The 22,653-nt window shown below is 58.4% G+C and carries 24 protein-coding genes and 1 tRNA gene; 8 read left to right on the plus strand and 17 right to left on the minus strand.

Annotated elements, in window-relative coordinates:
- From C0058_RS05370 to C0058_RS05405, 8 genes are all read right to left on the minus strand, one after another.
- A complete protein-coding gene (locus C0058_RS05370; protein ID WP_102368178.1) occupies window positions 1-873 on the minus strand; it encodes a LysR substrate-binding domain-containing protein in 873 nt (290 codons plus the stop codon).
- 36 nt (window positions 874-909) lie between these two features.
- A complete protein-coding gene (locus C0058_RS05375; protein WP_102368179.1) occupies window positions 910-2,205 on the minus strand; it encodes an MFS transporter in 1,296 nt (431 codons plus the stop codon).
- 93 nt (window positions 2,206-2,298) lie between these two features.
- Window positions 2,299-3,390: an iron-containing alcohol dehydrogenase PsrA gene (gene psrA / locus C0058_RS05380; protein ID WP_003210343.1), complete on the minus strand. Its 1,092-nt coding sequence runs from the start codon at window positions 3,388-3,390 to the stop codon at window positions 2,299-2,301.
- Between the two features lie 126 nt (window positions 3,391-3,516).
- Complete coding sequence (locus C0058_RS05385; RefSeq protein ID WP_102368180.1) at window positions 3,517-5,535, minus strand: LTA synthase family protein; 2,019 nt, start codon at window positions 5,533-5,535, stop codon at window positions 3,517-3,519.
- Complete coding sequence (locus C0058_RS05390) at window positions 5,535-6,134, minus strand: hypothetical protein (RefSeq protein WP_102368181.1); 600 nt, start codon at window positions 6,132-6,134, stop codon at window positions 5,535-5,537. Before C0058_RS05390 ends, C0058_RS05385 begins: the two co-directional genes overlap by 1 nt.
- Window positions 6,134-7,402 carry an exo-alpha-sialidase gene (locus C0058_RS05395; RefSeq protein WP_102368182.1) on the minus strand — a complete coding sequence of 423 codons (1,269 nt, stop codon included), beginning with the start codon at window positions 7,400-7,402 and terminating at the stop codon, window positions 6,134-6,136. Before C0058_RS05395 ends, C0058_RS05390 begins: the two co-directional genes overlap by 1 nt.
- A gap of 23 nt (window positions 7,403-7,425) precedes the next feature.
- Window positions 7,426-7,971: a cytochrome b/b6 domain-containing protein gene (locus C0058_RS05400; RefSeq protein ID WP_003210336.1), complete on the minus strand. Its 546-nt coding sequence runs from the start codon at window positions 7,969-7,971 to the stop codon at window positions 7,426-7,428.
- The gene (locus C0058_RS05405; protein ID WP_003210334.1) at window positions 7,971-8,237 is read right to left on the minus strand and encodes a PepSY domain-containing protein; all 267 of its coding nucleotides are present in this window, start codon (window positions 8,235-8,237) and stop codon (window positions 7,971-7,973) included. The genes C0058_RS05400 and C0058_RS05405 overlap by 1 nt, the downstream gene beginning before the upstream one ends.
- A gap of 147 nt (window positions 8,238-8,384) precedes the next feature.
- On the opposite strand from C0058_RS05405, the gene C0058_RS05410 reads away from it, so the two are divergent.
- Complete coding sequence (locus C0058_RS05410; RefSeq protein ID WP_063033007.1) at window positions 8,385-9,047, plus strand: response regulator; 663 nt, start codon at window positions 8,385-8,387, stop codon at window positions 9,045-9,047.
- Window positions 9,044-10,417 carry a sensor histidine kinase gene (locus C0058_RS05415; protein ID WP_102368183.1) on the plus strand — a complete coding sequence of 458 codons (1,374 nt, stop codon included), beginning with the start codon at window positions 9,044-9,046 and terminating at the stop codon, window positions 10,415-10,417. The genes C0058_RS05410 and C0058_RS05415 overlap by 4 nt, the downstream gene beginning before the upstream one ends.
- A 37-nt stretch (window positions 10,418-10,454) precedes the next feature.
- Here C0058_RS05415 and C0058_RS05420 read toward each other — a convergent pair whose 3' ends face one another.
- The 5 genes from C0058_RS05420 to C0058_RS05440 form a co-directional block, all read right to left on the minus strand.
- Entirely contained in the window at window positions 10,455-11,078 is a 624-nt protein-coding gene (locus tag C0058_RS05420; RefSeq protein WP_102368184.1) for a DUF3916 domain-containing protein, read from the minus strand.
- 55 nt (window positions 11,079-11,133) lie between these two features.
- Window positions 11,134-11,388, minus strand: coding sequence for a colicin E3-like toxin immunity protein (locus tag C0058_RS05425; protein WP_102368185.1), 255 nt, complete (start codon window positions 11,386-11,388; stop codon window positions 11,134-11,136).
- Between the two features lie 6 nt (window positions 11,389-11,394).
- Window positions 11,395-12,549, minus strand: a complete 1,155-nt coding sequence (locus C0058_RS05430) for an S-type pyocin domain-containing protein (protein WP_102368186.1) — start codon at window positions 12,547-12,549, stop codon at window positions 11,395-11,397.
- Between the two features lie 125 nt (window positions 12,550-12,674).
- On the minus strand, window positions 12,675-12,995 hold the full coding sequence (locus tag C0058_RS05435; protein ID WP_008438441.1) for a hypothetical protein: 321 nt from the start codon (window positions 12,993-12,995) through the stop codon (window positions 12,675-12,677).
- Window positions 12,996-13,032: 37 nt separating this feature from the next.
- Complete coding sequence (locus C0058_RS05440; RefSeq protein ID WP_003210321.1) at window positions 13,033-13,401, minus strand: PH domain-containing protein; 369 nt, start codon at window positions 13,399-13,401, stop codon at window positions 13,033-13,035.
- A 157-nt stretch (window positions 13,402-13,558) separates the two neighbouring features.
- Here C0058_RS05440 and C0058_RS05445 point away from each other — a divergent pair, with 157 nt between their 5' ends.
- Window positions 13,559-14,194 carry a LysE family translocator gene (locus C0058_RS05445; RefSeq protein WP_102368187.1) on the plus strand — a complete coding sequence of 212 codons (636 nt, stop codon included), beginning with the start codon at window positions 13,559-13,561 and terminating at the stop codon, window positions 14,192-14,194.
- On the opposite strand, the gene C0058_RS05450 is transcribed toward C0058_RS05445, so the two are convergent.
- Window positions 14,191-14,520, minus strand: coding sequence for a hypothetical protein (locus C0058_RS05450; protein ID WP_102368188.1), 330 nt, complete (start codon window positions 14,518-14,520; stop codon window positions 14,191-14,193). The two genes, C0058_RS05445 and C0058_RS05450, sit on opposite strands and share 4 nt — an antisense overlap.
- Before the next feature lie 561 nt (window positions 14,521-15,081).
- Between C0058_RS05450 and C0058_RS05455 the strand changes: the two genes are divergently transcribed.
- A complete protein-coding gene (locus C0058_RS05455) occupies window positions 15,082-16,113 on the plus strand; it encodes a hypothetical protein (RefSeq protein WP_083853252.1) in 1,032 nt (343 codons plus the stop codon).
- A 131-nt stretch (window positions 16,114-16,244) separates the two neighbouring features.
- Here C0058_RS05455 and C0058_RS05460 read toward each other — a convergent pair whose 3' ends face one another.
- The 3 genes from C0058_RS05460 to C0058_RS05475 all read right to left on the minus strand — a co-directional run bounded on the left by C0058_RS05460 (window position 16,245) and on the right by C0058_RS05475 (window position 18,058).
- Entirely contained in the window at window positions 16,245-16,676 is a 432-nt protein-coding gene (locus C0058_RS05460; RefSeq protein WP_087695135.1) for a MaoC family dehydratase, read from the minus strand.
- Window positions 16,676-17,341, minus strand: a complete 666-nt coding sequence (locus tag C0058_RS05465) for an acetyltransferase (RefSeq protein ID WP_102368189.1) — start codon at window positions 17,339-17,341, stop codon at window positions 16,676-16,678. Before C0058_RS05465 ends, C0058_RS05460 begins: the two co-directional genes overlap by 1 nt.
- A gap of 632 nt (window positions 17,342-17,973) precedes the next feature.
- A tRNA-Leu gene (locus C0058_RS05475) sits at window positions 17,974-18,058 on the minus strand.
- A 108-nt stretch (window positions 18,059-18,166) separates the two neighbouring features.
- Here C0058_RS05475 and queA point away from each other — a divergent pair.
- The 4 genes from queA (at window position 18,167) to secD (ending at window position 22,650) form a co-directional block, all read left to right on the plus strand.
- Entirely contained in the window at window positions 18,167-19,216 is a 1,050-nt protein-coding gene (queA, locus tag C0058_RS05480) for a tRNA preQ1(34) S-adenosylmethionine ribosyltransferase-isomerase QueA (protein ID WP_008438293.1), read from the plus strand.
- A gap of 5 nt (window positions 19,217-19,221) precedes the next feature.
- Window positions 19,222-20,337, plus strand: coding sequence for a tRNA guanosine(34) transglycosylase Tgt (tgt, locus tag C0058_RS05485; RefSeq protein WP_003210314.1), 1,116 nt, complete (start codon window positions 19,222-19,224; stop codon window positions 20,335-20,337).
- 43 nt (window positions 20,338-20,380) lie between these two features.
- On the plus strand, window positions 20,381-20,719 hold the full coding sequence (gene yajC, locus C0058_RS05490; RefSeq protein ID WP_003175975.1) for a preprotein translocase subunit YajC: 339 nt from the start codon (window positions 20,381-20,383) through the stop codon (window positions 20,717-20,719).
- 62 nt (window positions 20,720-20,781) lie between these two features.
- On the plus strand, window positions 20,782-22,650 hold the full coding sequence (secD, locus tag C0058_RS05495; protein ID WP_003210312.1) for a protein translocase subunit SecD: 1,869 nt from the start codon (window positions 20,782-20,784) through the stop codon (window positions 22,648-22,650).
- The last annotated feature ends 3 nt before the right edge of the window (window positions 22,651-22,653 follow it).

The following is a 22,653-nucleotide window of genomic DNA, read 5'->3' on the forward strand; positions in this document are numbered from 1 at the left end:
TCAGGTGGCCGGGATCGGGCTGGCCTCGAATAGCTCGGCGATCATCGGTCGGTTGCGGCGGATGCCCAGGCAACACAAGTGGTAGTCGATGAAAAACGGATGGTCGACGAAGGTGATCGGCGTGGTGCCCGGGGTTTCGGCGTATTCCACGGCAGACACAAAGCCGATGCCGATGCCCTTGGTGATCGCGTGCACAATGGCTTCGCGACTGTTCAGCTGCATCACGCAGTTCACGGCGATGCCCTGGCGCTTGCAGCTTTCTTCCACCAGTTGCCGGGTGCGTGAGCTTTTCTCGCGCATCACCCACTTTTCGCGGCTGATCTGTTCCACGTGCACCTCTTTCTGCCGGGCCCACGGGTGGTCATCGCGCACCACTGCAATAATCGGATAGCGCCGGTACAGCTGGGTATCGAAGCGCTGGTCGAACTCCGAAAGGGCCAGGATCGCCACGTCGATATCGAAGTTGAAGAGCCGGTCCAGGGTTTCCTTTTCCGGGGAAAACGAGGTTTCCAGTTCGATGTCCGGGTGGCGCTGCATCAGCTCGTAGGTCAGGTTCATCGCGATCGGCGGCGACACCGCGCCCAGGCGCAGCAGTCCGGTCTTGCGCTGCTTGAAACTCTGCAACAGTTGCATGGCTTCATCCTCCTGGCCGAACAGCCCCTGGGTGATCCCGTAAAGGGTGTGCCCGGCGGCACTCATCTCGATAAACCGCCCGCGACGGTGGAACAGCTCCACCGAGAACTGCTTCTCCAGCCCGTTGACCTGCTCGCTGACCGTCGGCTGGCCGACGCTCAGGTATTCGGCGGCGAGGGTGAAACTGCCGGTCTTCGCCACCGCATGAAACGAGCGCAGCCACTTGTGGTACTGGTACATAACGAGTCCTGTTCCTGAGGTCCGCCGGGCCGGTCATCAACGTCGGATAAACAACGCCACCGCTGCGCTGCACAGGCAGGCCGAGGTCACGACGATGAAGATCAGCGAGGTATTGCCGGTACTGTCGAGCATACTGCCGATCAGCGGTTCCGCCAGGCCGGCGAACAGATAGGATGAGAAATTCATCACGCCCGTGGCCGTACCCGCACGCTTGGCGCCGACCAGGTCCGGGCACAGCGCCCAGAAACTCGACGCCGGGCCATACACGAAGAACCCGCAGAGGAACAACGCTACCAGGCCGATTGCGCTGTGGGGCGGCAAACTCCACATCCACAGGCTGGTGGCGGCGCCGAGGAACATGTAGAGCATGATCGCCAGGTAGCGTTTGGAGCCGAACAGCTTGTCCGAGACCCAGCCGTTGCTCAGGGCGCCGATGGCCATGCCCACCGGCAGGGCCACGGTGATCCACTTGGGGTCGATCATGCTGTCGCCGCTTTTCCAGTTGGCCCCGAGGAAGTGCACCGGCACCCAGACGATCAGGCCGTAGCGGGCGGCGTTCTGGAAACCCAGGGAGATCGCGGCGATGATCAGCCGCGGATTTTTCAGCACCGCCTTGTAGCGCTGCGCCGAGGATTCGACTTCGCCGTGGGCCACTTCATGATTCTTGTCTTCGGCATTCGCCACGCCAGTATCGGCCAGGGGCTCGAAGCCCATGTCTTGAGGCCGCTCGCGGGCCACCAGGTAGAAAATAATGCCGCCCGCCAACATCAACAGCACCGGCAGGCGGAAGATCCAGCGCCATTCCAGTTGGAACACTTCCAGCACCACGATGGAGGTGACGTACGACAGGACCGAGGCGCACCCGGCCGCGAACACATAAAAGCCATACACCTTGCCGCGCTCGCCGGCGCTCCACCAATTGGAAATCAGCCGGCTGCCGGGTGCCCAGCCGAGGGCCTGGAAGTAACCGTTGATGCCCCACGGCAGGATCAGCCCGGCAAAGCCGCTGGCGAAACTGGTGACCCAGTTGGCCGCGCAGGACAGCACCGCGCCCAGGGTCATGATGCGGCGGCCGCCGAACTTGTCGGCGAGGTTGCCGTTGATCGCCTGGCCAATCGCGTAGGCCCAAAGCATCGCCGCGGAGGCCCAGCCGAGGGTTTCCTTGGTCAGGCCGAACTCGGCCTGGATCCCGGGGATGGCAAAGCCGAAGGTCTGGCGGCCGGTGTAGAAAAACAGATAACAAAACATCGCCGCCAGCAGCATGCGCCACTGGGCTACGCGAAACGATGAGGTACGGACGGCAGGAACAGGCAGCACGTGTGTACGATTCATGATGTTTTCCTTATTGTTATTCGCCCCGGCGACCGCAGCCGCAGGGGGGCACTCTTGATAGGTGCAACAGGAAACGACCGAATTACGGTGAGTCTAGGCCGCTTGCGCGCCGATGAAATTCTTGCCGCGTGCGCCTTGCAGGGCGAAGCGGATCATCGCCTCGGCCTCGGTGGCATTCACGCCGTAGTCGGCAAATTCGGTCTTCACGTCCAGGCTGTGGAGGAAGTCGCGCAACTGCGCCTGGGCCTGCTGCAGGTCGGTGCCGAATACCCGTTGCAGAGTGCGGTCCCGCGCGGCGTCGTGCCCCCATGCCAGGCCCAGTACCAGCGGCAAAGTGAAGGAACAGGCGATGCCATGGGGCAGGCCGTGGTGCAGAGTCATCTCATAAGAGATGGAGTGGGCGAGGGCGGTCTTGGTGTTGGAAAAAGCCAGGCCGGCTTTCAGCGCCGCCAAGGCCATGCGCGAGCGCAATTCCTGGTTGCCGAGGTCACGCCGCAAGCGCGGCAGGCATTCCAGGATGTCTTCGATGGCGGAGATGGCGAAGGTGTCCGAGACCGGGTTGGCGTTGACGTTCCAGATCGATTCCAGCGCATGGGACAAGGCATCCAGCCCGGTGGACACCGTGACCCCGGCCGGCACCGTCAGCATCAACTGCGGGTCGATGATCGCCACTGTCGGCCAGGTGCAGTCCAGGTGCAGCGAATACTTCTTGAGGCTGGCGGAGTCCCAGATCGTCGCCCATGGCGTGACTTCGCTGCCGGTGCCGGCGGTGGTCGGTGCGGCAATCAACAGCTTGTGGCGGGCCGGCGCGAAAGGTTTACCGGTGGCCAGCAACGCCAGCAGCTCGTCGAAATCCCCGGAATCTGTGCCGACGATCAAGGCCTTTGCCGTATCAATTGCACTGCCACCGCCGACGGCGACCACCACCTGGCAGTCACCGGCCTGCAGCCAGAAACGCTCGTAGGTGTCGCGCAGTTGGGCCACGTCAGGGTTGGGCTGTACGTCTTCGATGACGTACACCAGGCGTTCGCCCAGCAGGGCCTGGATGCGGTCTACCAAACCGAGCCCGCGGGCTTCGGGAAAGGTCACGAGGGCGACGCTCTGGCCTTCGGTAAGAGCGGCGAGTTCTTGCAGGCAGCCCCAGCCGAAGCGGGTGTCTACCGGGTTGTGGAAGCGGGCAGTCATGGCGGGTTCCTGGTTTTTGTTATTGGAAGTGCCGCCATAGTCGGGGAGGGTGAGGTGGACCTCAAATCGATAGATTGTGGGGATGGATTGGCTGGGCCGATAGTACAGCCCGACCGTCAGGTGACTTCAGCGCACGTTCCGGAACAACATCAATCGCGCACTCTCATGCAGGCCACGGGTCAGCCCCTGCAACCGCTCAAACTCCTCGGGATACTGCTGAGCCACATTGTCCCTCGGCGTTTGCGACGCCAGGTCATGCAGGGTCGGCGAGCTGCCGTCGTGCTCCATTTGCAGCAGGAAGTCCTTGGTCACGCCACCGATCAGCGGGAACGTGCCCTCGCGCAATACCAGCGGCACCACGCGCTCGCCTTCCGGCGCAGGTTGCTGGATATCCCGGCCCATCGCGCCATTGCGGAACGGTATGCCCGCCATGCCGGCCACGGTCGGCAGCAGGTCCGCCAGGCCGACGGCTTCTTCGATCACCCGGGGTTGCAGGCCGGGCGCGTGGATCATCATCGGCACGTTGTTGCTTTCCAGCCCAAGCTGCTCGAATGCCGGCGCCATGTGCGGAATCTGGCTGATTCGGGTGTTGTGGTCGCCGAAGAACACGAAGATGGTGTTGTCGTAGTAACCGCCAGCCTTGGCGATTTCCATCAGGCGGCCGATGTTGAAGTCCAGCAGGCGCACGGCGTTGTACTGCTCGACGCTGCGGCTGCCTGCGGCCTGGACTTGTTCCACGGTGAGGTCATGCACCTTGAAGCCATCGTTGGTCTTGGGGATGGTAAACGGTCGGTGGTTGCCGGAGGTTTGCAGGTAGGCGAAGAACGGTTGGTCCTTGGGGATGGCCCGCAGCAGTTCGTCGCCTTCCTTGAACAGGTCCAGATCCGAAACGCCCCACACGTCCACCCGTGGCGAGCGCCAGTGGCTTTCGTCATACAGCTTCACGCCGTCGATGCTCTGGCGGATCAAGGCGTTGATATTCGCCCAGCCGGCATTGCCGCCGATCATGTAGAGCTTCTGGTAGTCCTCGAACGCATTGATCAAGGTGTGTTGCCGGGTGATCAGCGGGTTGCGGGTCGCCGTCTCCTGGCGGGTAACGTCGGGCACGCCGGTGATGCTCGCCCACACGGTTTTGGCGGTGCCGGTGACGGGCACGTAGAAGTGTTTGAAGAACCAGCTTTCCTTCGCCAGCTTGTCGAGGTTCGGCGTGGGGTTCAGCGGGTTGCCATAGGCGCCCACGGCGCTGGTGCCGAGGGACTCGAGCATCACGAAGATCACGTTCGGCGGGCGCTCGCCCTTGAGCTGATAAGGCTGCACGGCTTGTTCACGGGCGAAGTTCAACTGCTCGGGGTCGGGCTGGCTGACCCCCAGATAATTCGCGACTTGCGGGTAATGCTCTCGTACCCGCGCCTCATCGAATTGCGACTGGCCGACCTTGAGGGTGTCGTACAGAAACAGCACCGGGTTGAGGCCCACGGCGGCGATCTGGTTGTTGCCGGAAAAGAACGCGTCGCTCCAGCGCAGGGGCACCGGGTTTTCGATATTGAGGTTGGCGACGCGGCCGAGCAGGGCCAGCAATACGGCGATCACGCCGACGGTGGCCACGGATGCGATGGCCAACTTGCCAATGGGTTTGCGTTCGCCATCCAGGGTGATGCGTTCAAGGCGAACCAGGGCGTAGGTCCATAGGCCGACGGCGGCAAGCCAACTCAAGGTTATCCACAGCACCGGGTAGGTTTCCCACACCATCTGTTGTGAAATCTGCGCGTCTTCCAGGTAACGCAGCACCGTGGCGTTGATGCGCACACCGAGGTAGGCGTAGTGGCCGAAGTCGATGATGTACACCAGCCCGACGATGGCCAGCGCCAGCAGCAGATAACCCCGTGCCAGCCAGCGCAGGGCGGGGACAGTCACCAGGTTCCAGCGTGGCAGCCAGGCGAGCAGTGCCAGGGGCAACAGGATCAGCACCGCCAGGCGCAGGTCGAAACGCAGGCCGATGCCCACGGTTTCCAGCAGTGCGGGCTCCCTCAGGCCGACCCCGGAAAATCCCCATACAAACACCAGCCGCAGTGCCGCCAGCAACGCAAATACCAAACCGATCGCGCCCACGCCGTAGCGCAGGCGGCGCGAGTGCAACCATCCCATCATTGACCTCTGTGCAATTTTAAAAGAGGGCGCCAGGCAGCCATCGCCAGCATCCACAACCCGGCCACCAGGCAGTAGCCCGTCAGCAGTGGGTCGATCAGATAGTCCCAGTAGTTTTCCGAGGCCTTGAGCCGCAGCGCGAACGCCAGGGTGCCCGCCGCGAGCATCCACACCGCCAGCGTATTACGCAGCCAGAGCATCAACAGTGCTGCCGCGCCTATCAGCACGATCATCGGCCGAGGGTTGAAACCCCAGCGGTAGGGGTCGAAATACGTCAGGCCCATCGTCGCCGGGTACAGCACCAGGCTCAGGGCGCCAAACAGCAACAGCACCTGGACCTTCTGCGGGCGCTGGAGCGGCTGCACCACGCCCAACCGGCACAGGCTGACCCACGCCAGCAACACCAGGGTGCTGATGGCCAGGTCATCGGTGAAGCTGCGCACATACGCCGCCAACGGCAGTTCGTTGACCGGGATAAAACTCACCACCACCAACACCGGCAGCAGCCAGGGGCGCCAGGGTGTTGTGACGCGCAACAGGCTGAGCAGCACAAAACCCAACAGCACAAAACTCAAATGCGCTTGCCATACAGAAACCATCACAGGCGCTCCGACAGCCAGGCTTCGTTGAAGCTGACATGTTTGATAAAGGTGTTATTCCACGAGTACACCAGGTGGTACATGCCGTCCGGGCTGCGGCTGAAGTACGGGTACTCGTATTCGAAATCGCAGCCACGGGGCTTGCACACCCGGTAGTCCAGGTTGCTGAGGAAGCGTTGTTCCAGCGGCAGGCGCAGGGCGCCGCTGGAGGCGCGGAAGCCTTCGCCGATGATTTCCTTGTAGGCCTCGGGGGAGAACGGTTGGCCCAAGGGGTCGGGGGATTGATCCAGTTCCACCACGGTGCGCCACTGATTGAGCTTGGCATCGGTGCCGTACAGGCTGAGCTTGAAGCGGCCGTCCTGCAGGTCGTTGAGGGCCACGAGCAAACCGTCGCCTTCAGTGCTGACGGCTGCCAGCGAGGAGTTGGGATTGGACGGTTCCAATGGGTAAGGCTCGCTCCAGGTTTGGCCGGCGTCTTCGGTGCGACTGGCGAGGACTCGGTGATGGGTTTCGCCGGCGTAACGCAACATGGCGATGGCGCGCTGGCCATCCTGCGGGACGATGGTCGGCTGCAGCGAGTTCTTCCCACGGCTGATACGGAATTTGTCGACCACCGCACCGTCGGGGCTCAAGTACAGGTACTCGGCGAATTTGCCCATGAACTCGTGGTACACCGGCAGGCCGATGGAACCGTCAGCGTGGAATACCGGTGCGGCGCGCACCAGCGTGCTGATATTGAAGAAAGGCGAGGTGATCAGTTGCCGAGGGGCCGACCAGTTCGTCCCGAGGTCATCCGAGACCATCACGTTGATCGCGCTGGTGGCCCAGCCGCCTACCGACACCGAAACGTAGAACATCCACAGGCGATTGTCCGGTGCCAGGGCGATCACCGGGTTGCCCAGCTTGCGGATGTAGCGGTGCGTGCCGTCGCGCGTGCTTTCGCGGGTGGCCAATACTTGCTCCGGGCCCCACTCGGCACTTTTCGCGTCAAAGCGCGCGGTGCGCACCTGCACATCGGCGGCGCCCTCGCGGGACCCGGCAAACCACACGGCCATCAGGTCGCCGCCGGGCAGGGCGGTGACCGAGGAGGAATGCACAAAGTCATTGAGCTGCGAGGAGACAAAGCGGCTGCTGTATTGCGGGGCGGCCGCTGTTGGCGAGCTGTCCTTGGGGCCTTGGGCAAACGGCGCCAATACGTGGGGCGGATGGCTTTGCCAGGCAGCGAAAAACACCACCAGCAGACTGCAGATCATTAAAAGCGGGCGCATAGAGAACCTGTCGGGAAAAAGGATTACTGCGCACGGTCATCCGGCAGGCGCCTCCTGCGGCCGGTGAGCATGGATAACGGCAGGTTGTCCCGCACCTGGATACTTTCAAACAACGCCGCCAGCACATGCACGCCTACCAGGCCGGCCAGTACATTGGCGGCAGTTTCGTGCAACAGCAGCGGCCAATCGGCGCCCCACAGGGCGTCGACTTCCTGCATCAAAAAGCCACTGGCACCGATAGCCAGCAGCGCCAGCAACATCAGAATCATCACCAGCGCGCCAATGGGCGAATGGCCCAGGCGGTGCTGCGGCCGGCGGTTGAGCAGTGAACGCACATGGCCCATGAGCCGTTCCGGTGTTGGCCAGAAGTCCGCCCAGCGCGCGCTGCGCGGACCGACAAATCCCCACACCAACCGCACCAGCAACCAGGCCATGGCGTAATAGCCCAGCCATACGTGCCAGTCGTCGCCTGCTTCGTTGAAGAAGTAATTGGCCACAAAGACGCCGGCGATGGAGAGGTGAAACACCCTCACCACCGGGTCCCAGAGGCGCAGGGAGGTGGCTGGCATCAGCCCTTGATCTCTGTCTTCACGGCCTTGCCGGTGACTGGATCGTGGTAGATCTCGACCTTGCGCTTGTCCTTGTCAAAGCCATAGATCTCGTAGCAGTTGCCGTCAGTAACCTTGAACTTGCTGATCTCGTAGCCCTGGGCCTTGAGTTGCTCCTGAAAGGCCTTCTGGTCCTGCCATTGCGAGCGCTCGGCAGTGGTGCATTGCGGGCCGGCGAAGGCCATGGGGCTGGCGATAATCAGCGACAGCAAGAGAATTTTGCGCATGGAAGCACTCTCAGCAGATGTGGGAGATTTCACTGTGCAAAACCAACCTTAGCGAAAGCTTAGTTGGCAACGGCCCGTAACATCTTTCCCGAAATAGCCTCGACGGTTACAGGGCATCATGCCGCCGGTTACTCCAGAGAATCAGTTATGCGCCTGCTCCTTGTCGAAGATGATCGTGCCCTTGGCCAAGGGATCCGCGTGGCCCTGGGCGCCGAAGGCTACACCCTGGACTGGTTGCAGGATGGCGTCAGCGCCTTGCACGCGTTACGCACCGAAAGCTTCGACCTGCTGCTGCTCGACCTCGGCCTGCCGCGCCTTGACGGCCTCACACTCCTGCAAACCCTGCGCGCCGAGCAATACGACCTGCCGGTGCTGATCCTTACCGCACGCGACGGCACCGCCGAGCGCATCGCCGGCCTGGACGCCGGCGCCGACGACTACCTGGTCAAACCCTTCGACGTCGAAGAGTTCAAGGCCCGTGTGCGCGCCCTGTTGCGCCGCAGCCAGGGCCGCGCGCAGCCATTGCTGGAGCATGCGGGCGTGAGCCTGGACCCGGCGACCCAACAGGTCAGCTATCAAGGCGAGGACGTTGTGGTCACGCCGATGGAATACCAACTGCTCCATCAACTGATGGTGCGCCCCGGCAAAGTCGTCACCCGCGAGCGGTTGTCCCGCGCGCTGTACGGCTGGCAGGACCGCGTCGAAAGCAACACCCTCGAAGTCCTTATCCACAACCTGCGCAAAAAACTCTCCACCGAACTGATCCGCACCGTACGCGGCGTGGGCTACGTGGTGGAACTCAAGCCATGAACTCGGTCCGCGCGCGCATCCTCATTCCGGTACTGGTGCTGATCCTGCTGGGTGATGGCCTGATCAGTTGGCTGGTGCTGCGGGACAGCCACCACGAAATCGAAGAAGTCTACGACGCTCAACTCGCCCAAAGCGCCCGTTTGCTGCAAGGCGTACTACGCCAGCGCGATCCCGGCGATGCCGACTGGGACCGCCTCTACCAGGCTTTCGATCAAGCCATGAGCCGTGTCGGCGAAGACGGCGCCGCGCACCCCTACGAAACCCGCCTGACCTTCCAGGTATGGCGCGCCGACGGCCAACTGCTGGTGCGCTCCACCGACGCGCCGATCCTCAACGCACCGCCCACCACCCTCGGGCCTCACGACCTGATGGAAAACGGCAATGACTGGTGCGCGTTCATGCTCGCCGACATGCAACAAGGCCTGCTGATCTGGGTGGGCGAGCGCGACGACATTCGCCAGGACGTGATCCAGCGCATCATCCGCCACACCCTCTGGCCCATCCTGATTGGCGTGCCGCTGCTGGCGTTGTTGATCTGGCTGACCATCGGCTGGGGCCTCAAGCCCCTGCGCGCCATGGCCCAGGCCATTCGCGGGCGGGACAGCAATACGTTGCGACCGCTGCAACTTGAACCGTTGCCGGCGGACCTGGAACCGATGCAAACCGCGCTGAACCGCCTGCTGGTGCAGGTGGATGACCTGCTGGAGCGGGAGCGTCGGTTTATCGCGGACGCGGCGCATGAACTGCGCACGCCGTTGGCGATATTGCGCATTCACGCGCAGAACGCCCAGAGCGCGGAAACCGAGGAGCAGCGGCGAGAGGCGTTGGACTTCCTGGTGAATGGCGTGGACCGGGCGACGCGTATTGGCAGCCAACTGCTGACCATGGCGCGCATCGAGCCGCAGTTGAACAACACCGTACGAGTGCGTGTGCCGTTGACGGAGTTGGTGCGCGAAGAACTTGCGGAACTGACGCCCCTGGCGATGGAGAAAGGCGTTGAGTTGGTGCTGGAAGGGGATGAGGAATGCTGGATTGAAACGGACCCGATAGCGTTGGCGATTGCGCTGCAGAACCTGGTGACCAATGCGCTGAATTTCTCGCCGGCGGGGAGTGAGGTGAGGGTGGTGGTGCGGGAGGAGGATTCGGGCGTGGTGCAGCTGTGTGTGGAGGATGCGGGGCCGGGGATTGATGAAGGGGAGATTGGGCGGTTGTTCGAGCGGTTTTATAGTCGTGGGAATGCGAATGGGGCGGGGTTGGGGTTGGCGATTGTGCAGATGATCGTGGGGAAGATTGGGGGGCGGTTGGAGTTGTATAACCGGGAGGTGGGTGGGTTGTGTGCGCGGTTGAGTTTTAGCGAGGGGGCTGCTTGAAAAGGCCGTCGTTATAAGCACGGCTTTCATCGCAAGGCTATGGTGCTGTGCTGAATAAATGCGGATGTTCTGCCTGAAATGCTTTGAAAGTCTTGTACTTCCAGCGGTCGCCGCCCGGGTCTTCATCCGATGAACTGACCTCGCCGAAATACCAATGCTCTGACTCGAACTGTTCTCCGTCCTCATCTTCGTGGATGAAGTGAAAACCCACCTCGTGTAGGCCTGGGGGGATGATCAACCCCCATTCGTTTGCAAGGCTTCTGCCCGTTATTCGGGTTTGGCGAAAGTAGTCGTAGTCGAAGGGCAGAATAGCGCCGAGGTAGCGGCTTTTATCGATGTAGACGCAGACTTCGCTTGAGAACATGTCGGGCACAAGAATGGCTGCTACGATCCAGCATTCAGGTGTTTCATCGGGCCGGGCTTGAATCAGGTGCGCGGCCGCGTTGATCAATTGCTGAGCGCAGTGTGCCTGGATCGCCGGGGTTGTTTGCTTGCCTTCGACCAAGGTTTCTATGACGGGGATTTTGAAGTTTTCAAATCCTCGCCTCACTGGGAAGTCTTCTAAAAACCAGCCTTCGAAACTATCTGCCCATCGGCTTATTTCGCGCAAGCGCCTGGGGATGTTGCGGAGTTTTTTGTCTGAAAGTGCAAGACGACGCATAGGGTATGAATACTCTTGGTTTGCTTCTGTTTGTGAGGCCCGGGCTTATTCTTGATCACCAGGACTTTCTATAATCGAGAGCGAGAAAGTAGTCACTTTCCGACGAAATAATTTTGTGGCTGAAGAGCGGCTGTATAGTTAATAGCCATTCTTCACGCAGCTGGAACATTCCGTTGTTAATGTCGTCTTCAACGGACAGTCTGAGCGAGTCGACAACGGTATAGTCCTCGCCCAAGTCTGCGGAGCGCTCTATGCCTAAACCAAGCTCTGTCGACTTATCGAACCATTCCAGTCTTAATTTCAGTCCCATATGCCCTCACAAAAATTTTTTGATATTTCGTTTTTTCTTAGGCTTTTTCAGCCGTTCACCAGTTATGTGGTTGAACGCCCCCAAGTGACTGCCATCGCTTGCTCTATACGCCTCTAGTTCGCCGTGCTGCGAGTCCCACTCGTAAATTATCCGTCCTTTGTCATCAATCCAGCGCTCTCTAAGCCCTGCCCCACCTTGCTTTGGGGTCTTGGGTTTTGCCTTGCTCAGGTTTAGGAAACCGGTGATTTCGTCTGTGCCGGGAGCGGAATGGTATTTGTGATCGCCCGCCCTAACGCTAACCACCACATACAGCGGCCGAACCCCCGACTCCACCGGAAACACCAGAATAAAATCCCGATACTCCGGCGGATAAATCGGGTTAACCAGAATCTGCTCGGCAGCCTCCGTCGGCGGATAAATCCACATCACCGGAGCTTGCGGTGCAGCTTCCAATGCCGGAATGCCAAGGGTGTCGCCAGGATCAATGGCCGGCGTCCAAATCAGCTCCACACCCTCGCCAAGATCCGCCACGAACTGACTGTCACGACTCTGAAACTGCACCACATCGATCATCTGCCAGTCGGTATTTTTACCGGTGTAAAACCCATACCCCTTGAGCGTCCCGTCGTCGCGTTGCTCGATATGCAAGCGCATCCGCGAGCGGGCTTTTTGCAGGTGACGAAGCTGCTCTTCGCTATAGAGCGCACTGTCGCCAAGCTCCGACGGCCAGGCCAGCGCCACCAGCCCTGCAAGCAAACCCCCAGCGGCGGCACCGACCGCCGCAGCCGCGGACTCCAACGCGGATGTACGCAGCACAAGCTGGCCAAGCCCAACGGGTAGGGCACTACCGCTGATTTTCCTGAGGGAAACGCCGCCTTGGCTGTCCACTTCCCGTCCGCCTAACAGCGTGAAGTGGCCGTAATCCTTGATCAGCTCAAGCGGCACATAACCGGTGGGGTTGTTGTAGCTGATGATCCCGTCGGGCAACTGGCACGACTTGGCGAATACATGGCCTGGAATTCTCGCGGGTTCAGGCGTGGGCGCGGGAGGGGCTTCATACAAATCAATGAACGGTGAATACGGAATCTGCTTAGGCTGCGGCGTCAGGATTCGCCGCTTCAGCTGCTCTTCTTCGGTAATTGGATACGCGCGCTCTGTCATGGCTGCTCACTTCCCTGTGCAAGGAAGCGAGCCTATGAGAGCGGAGAAGAACCTGAAATTCTCGTTGTTCGATGGGAGGTGTGGGAAAAGTCACTTTAGCAATCGCTACATTGATTCAAGCACGCTTACTCTGCCTGAGAGCGCTGTATCTGCGCGCCCAACTGCGCGGCTTTATTACGTAACCCGTCCAACCGGTCGTTCAACTCCTTGTATCCAGGCTTCCAGAAAAAAACGCCGCCTTCGCTGCTTTGTCCAAGAACGAGGTCATTGAACGAGCCCATTCCGCCGTATGCAGAGCGCAAATAGGTGATTCCGGAGTAATCGGATGCTTGCAATAAGGTTTTGGCCTTACGCATCCATCGGCTCCAGTGATTGTCCCCATCGCTTTCCAGCAGGATGGCAAGTTCCTCAAGCACATCGATTAGCTCTGCGGTTTTTGGGCCCATAGTGGGAAATCCTTAAAAGCGGAGTTTTCGTAACGGTTCAAAGCACATGCCGGGAAATCACCCTCGATATCTCAACAATCGACGTCTTCCCCGTGAACTCAAACTTCACTTTCCCCACCGCCGAAAAGTAAATCTCCAGCTCCGAATCCAGATCGAACGTCCCGGAGGTTTCCACCGAATACGCGACGATGTTTTTGTACGGCAGGGACGTGAAGTCTTTTTTGCTGCCGGTAATCCCTTGCACGTTCACGGCGATGATGCGCTTGGTGGTGAACACCACCCCATCGCGCATGGCCTTATAGGAATCGATGACCTGCTCATCATCCAGCAGCAATGACGAAACGCGCTCGGCGTATTCGTTGTTCTGCTTGAGCTTGAAGAAGCCTTTGTTGTTGAAGTCGATCATGTGCCTTTCCTTGGGTGAGTGGTGCAGCAGACGCCGGTACCGGTGTATGACGTTTTGCTCGCGGATCTGTATCTAACGGCGTTCCTTTTATCGACCTACCATGGCGCCAACAACCCGCCGGCCATCACAAGGTTTTACGTCGTCAAGGAGCCACACCATGCCCGAACTCTCCAGCCTGCTTGCCTACGGCCTGATCTCGCTCGGCATGGTACTGACGCCCGGCCCGAACATGATTTACCTCATTTCGCGGTCGATCTGCCAGGGGCGATTGGCCGGGCTGATTTCCCTGGGCGGCGTTGCGATGGGTTTTGTCGTCTATATGTTCTGCGCGGCATTGGGTATCACCGCGTTGGTGATGGCGGTTCCCTATGCCTACGACGCGCTGCGGCTCGGCGGGGCGCTGTATCTGGTTTACCTGGCCTGGCAGGCGGTGAAGCCGGGTGGCCGGTCGCCGTTCCAGGTGCGGGACTTGCCCAAGGACAGCCCGCGCAAGCTGTTCATGATGGGCTTTGTCACCAACCTGCTGAATCCCAAAGTGGCAGTGATGTATCTGTCGTTGCTGCCCCAGTTTATCGACCCCAACGGGCACGGCAGTGTGCTCTCGCAATCGCTGGTACTGGGCTTTACGCAGATCATGATCAGCGTTAGCGTCAACGGGCTGATCGCTCTGATGGCGGGCTCGATCGCGGGGTTCTTCATCCGCAAACCGGTCTGGCAAACCGTACAGCGCTGGTTGATGGGCTCGGTGCTGATGGGCCTGGCTGTACGCATGGCGGTCGAAGGCAGGCGTTAAAGGATCGCCTTCAGGTAATCCTTGAGTGCGTTGAGCGGGGCATTGAGTTCTTCGAGTGTCGTCGCTTGGCGCGCTTCCACCGCAAGCCGTTGCAGCTCGCGGCCCATCACGGTGTGTGCACCGCCCAGGGATTCGAGGGCCAATGCCAGGCACTCGTCGATCTTATGCTGGATGGCATTGATATCGCCCTTGCGCACCAGCAAGCCAAACACCTCCCGCTCATAGCCGTCCATGACCAGGTCGTCCCGCAGAATCGGGCTCGCGCCTTCGGTCTCATGCACCAGCTTGAGCGCAAAAAGCGCTACAGCTTCCAGCGTCTGTTCCATGGCCAAGGTTCCTCTTTTCTCGCGTTCGCCCGCCCATCATCACTTTCCTGCAGGCGAAAAAAAAGACCTTGGACTTCAAGGTCTTTTTAAGATGGTCGCCTCATTGGGAGGGCCAAGCTATTCAGCAACCTTGAGGGCCATAGGTGTTTCAAGTTCGTCCATACACGTGACCATAGAGGAAGGTTTGTGTGACGACGTTTTGTTGCAACTGTTGCCCTGTGAAGATGGCGGGCCGCGACAAGTATACTTACGCAGTGTGCTTACTGTCTGCCTTTGAGGTTGATCCAAACATTGGCCGAGATTTGAAGGGGAGGCAGGGTCGTACGATCAATGTCCAGTAGGCGCATCATATCCTTGGTCGGGCGCGCCGCTCAGTCCAGGGCAACGCTGGTCACTGCGCTTGGCGCTACGGCAGGCTTATCGAATCGAGCGCTCACGTGGTGCCAGAATTTAGGGGGGCTGAGAAATCCCTACACATTTCTTTACTTTTATACTGTTTATATGTACAGTTGTTTCTCGCCAGGAAGGCGAGACGATTTAATTTAAGGAATAAGGTAACCAATGTATCAAGATACTCCATATGTGTTTATGCCAAGCGCATCGCTCGATAACGGGCCACAGCTAAGATCAATCATTCAGGCTGGATATCGTTGGATTCAAATCAATCGGGACGTATGCCCGATCAAGACCCCCGTATCTCTCAATAAGTTGGATTTAACTCCGGCTCATGGCCTCATCATCGAGCCAGCACCGGGGATTGAAAAGGTACGAATTGATTCAAGCGGAATCGGCCGCAACCCCAACTCCCCTACCGATCCAAGTTATGCTGCGTTTGATTACCAAGGAAAGGTACGCCCGGCAAGTTATCTTGTTCGCGCAGCAGGTCTGAATCAAACTGAAATTTTCGTCGCTGACGCGACAAAGTATGTGGCGGGGGATTGGATTGTAATTTCGGATGCATCGACTAATTTTGCAAGTATGCCTCTGCCACTCGACGGACCGATGGAGGTTCGCCAAGTTCTCCGCGTGCTTGGTGGCTCCTTGGTAATTAATAACGCCTTGAAGACGGCACATCCTAACGGCGCTATCGTGGCAACTTGTGTGCCGATTCGTAACGTCTTTATTCGAGGTCTTGAATTTACGGGGAACTCCGCCGTAGGCGTGCATTTACATTACGCTCAGCATTGTACAGTGCAGAACATCACGTCGGTTAATTGGAAAGGACGAGCGCTTGTTCTTATTGATAATGGCGGCAATAACAACTCTGTGATCGACTGTTATTGCACCGGCACTGTGCCAGGCGGTGGGCCAGAGCAGAATGCTTGGGGTGTCGTGATGGAAGGGCAGGACTCATCCCGCATGATAAATAGCGGCGGCGAGCTTTGTGGGAATGGCAGTGCAATGAATTACTGTATTGACAGCGTGTCGGTCGACGCAAGGGCTCGTCGCAATAATGTTAACGTTGGAGTCTACACTCAATCGCTGAGAAGTGGCTTTCTTCGCCCGAGGACCGACATGCCTCTCATCCTTGATCGTTACGAAAGCCCGGAAAACACTGAATGCTATATTTCTAATATGCAAAGTTTTTCTTAAGCGAGTGGCGCATTGTGTTGAGGGGTACTATTGTAATTTAGTCTCCAACTGTAAGCCTTGAAGCTCTCGAGTTGAGATAGTCATTCTGCGCCATTGATGAAACCGCCCCGCCCAAAAAAGCGGGGTGGTTGCTATTTGTTTGGGATAAAGATTTCTGCAGATCCGCTAATGACTTTCTTGCCTTTTACGCTACAGATAGTATCGAAAAAAACTCGGCGTTTTTCCAAGTCTACTTTAGTTACTGTAACTTCTGCAACGATAGTGTCGTCAATATAGACGGGGCGTAAAAAATTCAGGCTCTGCGATACATACACACAACCAGGCCCCGGGATTTTTGTGCCGAATATGGCAGAGAAAAAACCAGCAGACATTAATCCATGTGCGATACGCTTGCCAAACCTTGAAGCCTCAGCATATTCTCTGTCGACGTGTACAGGGTTGTGGTCGCCACTAATACCTGCAAATGCCTTGATATCAGCGTCCGTTATAGTTTGAGAGTAGCTTGCCTTCATTCCAACTGTAATTTCAGCAATGGGAACGGACCCCATGGTAAAGTCTCTCATCAGCTGCCCAGTCCCTTTCGAAGTGGTTTGGCCGGGTTTCCGACAACTACGGTGCCCGGTGCAACGCTCTTGGTCACTACGGCTCCCATCCCAACAACAGCCCCTTCACCAATGACAATTGGTTTTTCTGGTGTTCCCTGCTTAATAATGGCACCTGTTCCTATATAGGCATGATCTTCTATGGTGACGTTACCGTTACATTTTACGCTTGGTGCGAAAGTTACGAAGTCACCTATCGTGCAATCATGTGCGACATAAGAGTACAGGTTGGCGTGAAAGTATTTCCCGATTTTTGTATTGGATGTAATGGTTGTGAATGGGCATAAAATTGCGCCCTCACCTATTACGTTGCAGTCTAAACTTACACTGTTATTGATGGAGTGTATTGTGAATGGCAGCGCTCCCGAAGAAATCATTTCGGCGGCAATTCGCTCGCGAATCCTGCTATTACCTATGGCGATGTTGAAGAATTTTTTGCCTGATGACAATGCATTGAATTCAGCGGTGGTCATCACTGCTACGCCGTTAATCTCTGCCGCTTGCGATCCATCATCGACAAATACAATCTGAAATTTTTCCTCGCTGAGCACGCCGAGTTTCTCTCTTACGAGTGGCAGCACTTCTCGGCCAAATCCCCCAGCTCCAACAATTGCATAAGTATTCATGTTGACTCCTTTTAACGAATTTGGGCAGCTGTCAAGTCACGGCCGGCCCCGAATGAAATTGCTTCGTCACCGACGAGTTGTTGTGTGCCTGCCTTTTGTCATCGTGCCTGGGCTATACCGTCAAAACGATGCGCTGCATGACGATGTTCCTTGTGATTGTCTATCGTCTTGTAAAGAGGCGGCGGTTCTAAAGGGGTTGATTGTACTGTGTTCTGTTGTAATGAGCTTCTACCGGGTGCTCACCTTCGTGCTGAGCTCTGGCCTGAAGCGGCCGGTCAGGGCGTCGCCTGACGCGTCCTTGGCTCGCACATGGATCATGTTCCGCAGTGACTGGCAGGCTTGCTTGCGGCGCACGGAAGTAAGTACGAGCGACGTCATAGGTCTCACAGCACTGCTTGGCTTCGGGTTCAAGTGATAACAGGACTGTGTCAGCGAGAAGGGCGCGCTTGATGCCGGACCGCTTCAATTTTCATGGAGCCAAGTTCGTATTTTTGGCGAACATACATCAACGCCGAATAAGACAACAAGGAACATACTGGAAAAAGAAGGGATAAGCAGAAACAAGAAAGCCGGCGCAGTGGCCGGCTTTGCTGTGTATCAGCAGCATGTCAGAACAACATGAAACCTTTAGATGGTGCCCCGAGGGAGACTCGAACTCCCACTCCTTTCGAAAACGGATTTTGAATCCGCCGCGTCTACCAATTCCGCCATCAGGGCTCAATGGCGGCGAAGTATAGAGATGAGATTACCGTTGGTCAATCACGTTTCATGGTCAATTTTCACTATTTCCGCTAGACTTCCCGGCCCTGCTAGACGAACCCCATCATGCGCGTTGCTGACTTTACTTTTGAGCTCCCTGATTCGCTGATCGCTCGCCATCCTTTGGCCGAGCGTCGCGCCAGTCGACTGCTGACCCTGGACGGGGTCAGCGGTGCCCTCGCACACCGTCAATTCACTGATTTGCTTGAGCATTTACGCCCAGGCGACTTGATGGTTTTCAACAATACCCGGGTGATTCCGGCTCGCCTTTTTGGCCAGAAAGCATCCGGCGGCAAGCTGGAAATTCTGGTGGAGCGGGTGCTGGACAGCCATCGCGTGCTGGCCCATGTGCGCTCCAGCAAGTCGCCGAAACCGGGTTCGAAGATCCTTATCGATGGCGGTGGCGAAGCAGAAATGCTGGCCCGTCATGATGCGTTGTTCGAGCTTGGGTTTGCCGAGGAAGTGTTGCCGCTGCTGGAACGCGTCGGCCATATGCCGTTGCCTCCTTATATAGACCGCCCGGATGAAGACTCGGACCGCGAGCGTTATCAGACGGTGTATTCCCAGCGACTGGGCGCGGTGGCTGCACCGACGGCGGGGCTGCATTTCGACCAGCCGCTGCTGGATGCGATTGCCGCCAAAGGCGTTGAAACGGCCTATGTGACCCTGCACGTGGGGGCCGGCACGTTTCAGCCGGTGCGTGTGGATAACATCGAAGACCACCATATGCACAGCGAGTGGCTGGAAGTCAGCCAGGACGTCGTGGATGCGGTTGAAGCGTGCAAGGCGCGCGGCGGGCGGGTGGTGGCGGTCGGTACGACCAGCGTGCGCTCGCTGGAAAGCGCGGCGCGCGATGGCGTGCTCAAGCCGTTCAGTGGCGACACAGACATCTTTATATACCCGGGCCGGCCGTTTCATGTGGTCGATGCCCTGGTGACCAATTTCCATTTGCCGGAATCCACGCTGTTGATGCTGGTGTCGGCATTTGCCGGTTATCCCGAGACCATGGCCGCTTATCAAGCCGCCATCGATAACGGATACCGTTTTTTCAGCTACGGTGATGCGATGTTTATCACCCGTAATCCGGCGCCGCGCGGCCCAGAGGAACAATCATGAGTCGTATGTCGTTTGAATTGCTGGCCACGGATGGTAAAGCTCGCCGCGGCCGTTTGACTTTCCCTCGCGGTACCGTCGAGACCCCGGCCTTTATGCCGGTCGGTACCTACGGCACGGTAAAAGGCATGCTGCCGCGTGACATCGTCGCCACGGGCGCCGAGATCATCCTCGGCAACACCTTCCACCTGTGGCTGCGCCCGGGCACCGAAGTGATCAAGAAGCATGGCGACCTGCATGACTTCATGAAGTGGCAAGGCCCGATCCTCACTGACTCCGGTGGTTTCCAGGTGTTCAGCCTGGGCGCCATGCGCAAGATCAAGGAGGAGGGCGTGACCTTCGCCTCCCCGGTGGACGGCGCCAAAGTGTTCATGGGCCCGGAAGAGTCGATGCAGGTGCAACGTGACCTGGGCTCCGACATCGTGATGATTTTCGACGAGTGCACGCCGTACCCGGCCGATGAAGACGTTGCGCGGATTTCCATGGAACTGTCGTTGCGTTGGGCCCAGCGCTCGAAAAACGCCCATGGCGATAACACCGCTGCCCTATTCGGTATTGTGCAGGGCGGCATGCATGAAAGCTTGCGCAAGCGCTCGCTCGAAGGCCTGGACAAGATCGGCTTCGACGGCCTGGCCATCGGCGGCCTGTCAGTGGGCGAGCCCAAGCACGAGATGATCAAGGTGCTGGATTACCTGCCGGGCCTGATGCCGGCTGACAAACCTCGTTACCTTATGGGCGTTGGCAAACCGGAGGATCTCGTAGAGGGTGTGCGCCGCGGTGTGGACATGTTCGATTGCGTGATGCCAACCCGTAATGCCCGCAATGGGCATCTGTTCATCGATACAGGCGTGCTGAAGATCCGTAACGCGTTCCATCGCCATGATGAATCGCCGCTGGATCCTACCTGTGACTGCTACACCTGCCAGAACTTCTCGCGCGCTTATCTGCACCATCTGGACAAGTGTGGGGAAATGCTGGGTAGCATGTTGAATACCATCCACAATTTGCGTCACTACCAAGTCCTGATGGCTGGTTTGCGCGAGGCTATTCAACAGGGTACATTGGCCGCCTTCGTCGATGCCTTCTATGCCAAGCGCGGGCTGCCTGTGCCGCCCTTGGACTGAGTTTTCCGACCCTAAGATTCACTATTTGCAACTGGAGTGCTAAATGAGCTTTTTTATCTCTAATGCCATGGCTGATGCCGCTGCACCGGCCGCTGCCGGTCCTATGGGCGGTGGTTTTGAGTGGATTTTCCTGGTCGGCTTCCTGGTCATCTTCTACCTGATGATCTGGCGTCCACAGGCCAAGCGCGCCAAAGAGCAGAAGAACCTGCTGGGCAGCTTGCAGAAAGGCGACGAAGTCGTGACCACTGGCGGCATCGCCGGCAAGATCACTAAAGTGTCCGACGCTTTCGTGGTTCTGGAAGTCTCCGACACCGTAGAAATGAAGTTCCAGAAGGGCGCCATCGCCGCCACGCTGCCAAAAGGCACGCTCAAAGCGATCTAAGTAACAACCTTTACCAATCGACGGGGCGCGCAAGGCGCCCCGCGTTATAAGCGGGCGGCGTGATGCTGAACAAATACCCTCTGTGGAAATACGTACTGATCCTGGCGGTGCTGGCGATCGGTTTTATTTATTCCGCTCCCAATCTCTATCCTGATGACCCGGCTATCCAGATCACTGGCGCCAGCACTGCGCTGCAGGTCAATCAGGCTGATCTGGACCGTGCGAGCAAAGCGCTCACCGACGCGGGTATCCAGGTTAAAGCGGCAAGTTTGGCTGCTGATGCGAAGGGCGGCTTGTTGCGCCTGACCAAGCAAGAAGACCAATTGCCGGCAAAAGACGTTGTGCGCAAGGTCATGGGTGATGACTACGTCGTCGCACTGAACCTGGCACAGACCACGCCAAAATGGCTGCGCGCGATCGGCGCACACCCGATGAAGCTGGGTCTGGACTTGTCCGGTGGTGTGCACTTCCTGCTGGAAGTGGACATGGACAAGGCCCTCGACGCTCGCCTGAAAGTCTACGAAGGCGATGTGAAGAGCCTGCTGCGTAAAGAGCGCCTGCGTTATCGCAGCCTGCCGCAGCTCAACGGTGCCATCCAGCTGGGCTTTGCTGACGAAGCAACCCGCGAACAGGCCCGTGCGCTGATCCGCAAGAACTTCAACGATTTCGACATTGTTCCGGCCGACCTCAATGGTCAGGCGGTACTGCGTCTGGCGATGACCCCGGCCAAGCTGGCGGAAATCCGTGAATACTCGATCAAACAGAACTTGACCACGGTACGTAACCGCGTCAACGAGCTGGGTGTGGCCGAGCCGATCGTTCAGCGCCAGGGTGCCAACCGCATCGTGGTTGAACTGCCGGGCGTGCAGGACACCGCTGAAGCCAAGCGTATCCTGGGTAAAACAGCCAACCTGGAATTCCGCCTGGCGGCTGAGCCGGGTGCTACCCGTGCTACTGCAGAAGAGTTCGAGTTCCGTGAAGGCAATCGTCCTCCTGCACTGATCGAGCGTGGCTTGATCATTACGGGTGACCAGGTGACCGACGCCAAGGCTGGTTTCGGCGAGCACGGTACGCCTGAAGTGAACATCCGCCTGGATGGCCACGGCGGCGAACTGATGAGCCGCGCAACCCGCAGCAACGTCGGTCGCAGCATGGCGGTGATCTTCATCGAGCAACGTCCTGTCACCACCTACACCAAGCAAGTGGTTGACGGCGTCGAGAAAGACGTACCGGTACAGACCTTTAAAGAAGAGAAGAAGATCATCAGCCTGGCGACCATCCAGTCGCCGCTGGGTGCTCAATTCCGCATCACCGGCCTGAACGGCCAGGGTGAGTCGTCCGAACTGGCGCTGCTGCTGCGTGCCGGTGGCCTGGCCGCCCCGATGTACTTCGCTGAAGAACGTACCATCGGCCCGAGCCTGGGTGCTGACAACATCACCAAGGGTATCGACGCTGCTCTGTGGGGCATGCTGTTCGTCTCCCTGTTCATCATCGCCATCTATCGCTTCTTCGGCGTCATCGCCACCGTCGCGCTGGCGGGCAACATGGTGATGCTGCTGGCCCTGATGTCGCTGCTGGGTGCAACGCTGACCCTGCCAGGTATCGCCGGTATCGTACTCACCATGGGTATGGCGGTTGACGCCAACGTACTGATCTTCTCGCGGATTCGTGAAGAGATTGCTGCGGGCATGACCGTGCAACGGGCAATCAACGAAGGCTTCGGCCGGGCATTTACTGCAATTCTCGACTCCAACCTGACCACCCTGTTGGTCGGCGGGATTCTCTTTGCCATGGGCACCGGCCCGGTCAAAGGTTTTGCGGTGACCATGTCCCTCGGTATCTTTACCTCGATGTTCACGGCCATCATGGTGACCCGCGCAATGGTCAACCTGATCTTTGGCGGACGTGACTTCAAGAAGTTGTGGATTTAAGGG

This window comes from Pseudomonas sp. NC02 (assembly GCF_002874965.1).
Classification (GTDB): Bacteria; Pseudomonadota; Gammaproteobacteria; order Pseudomonadales; family Pseudomonadaceae; genus Aquipseudomonas.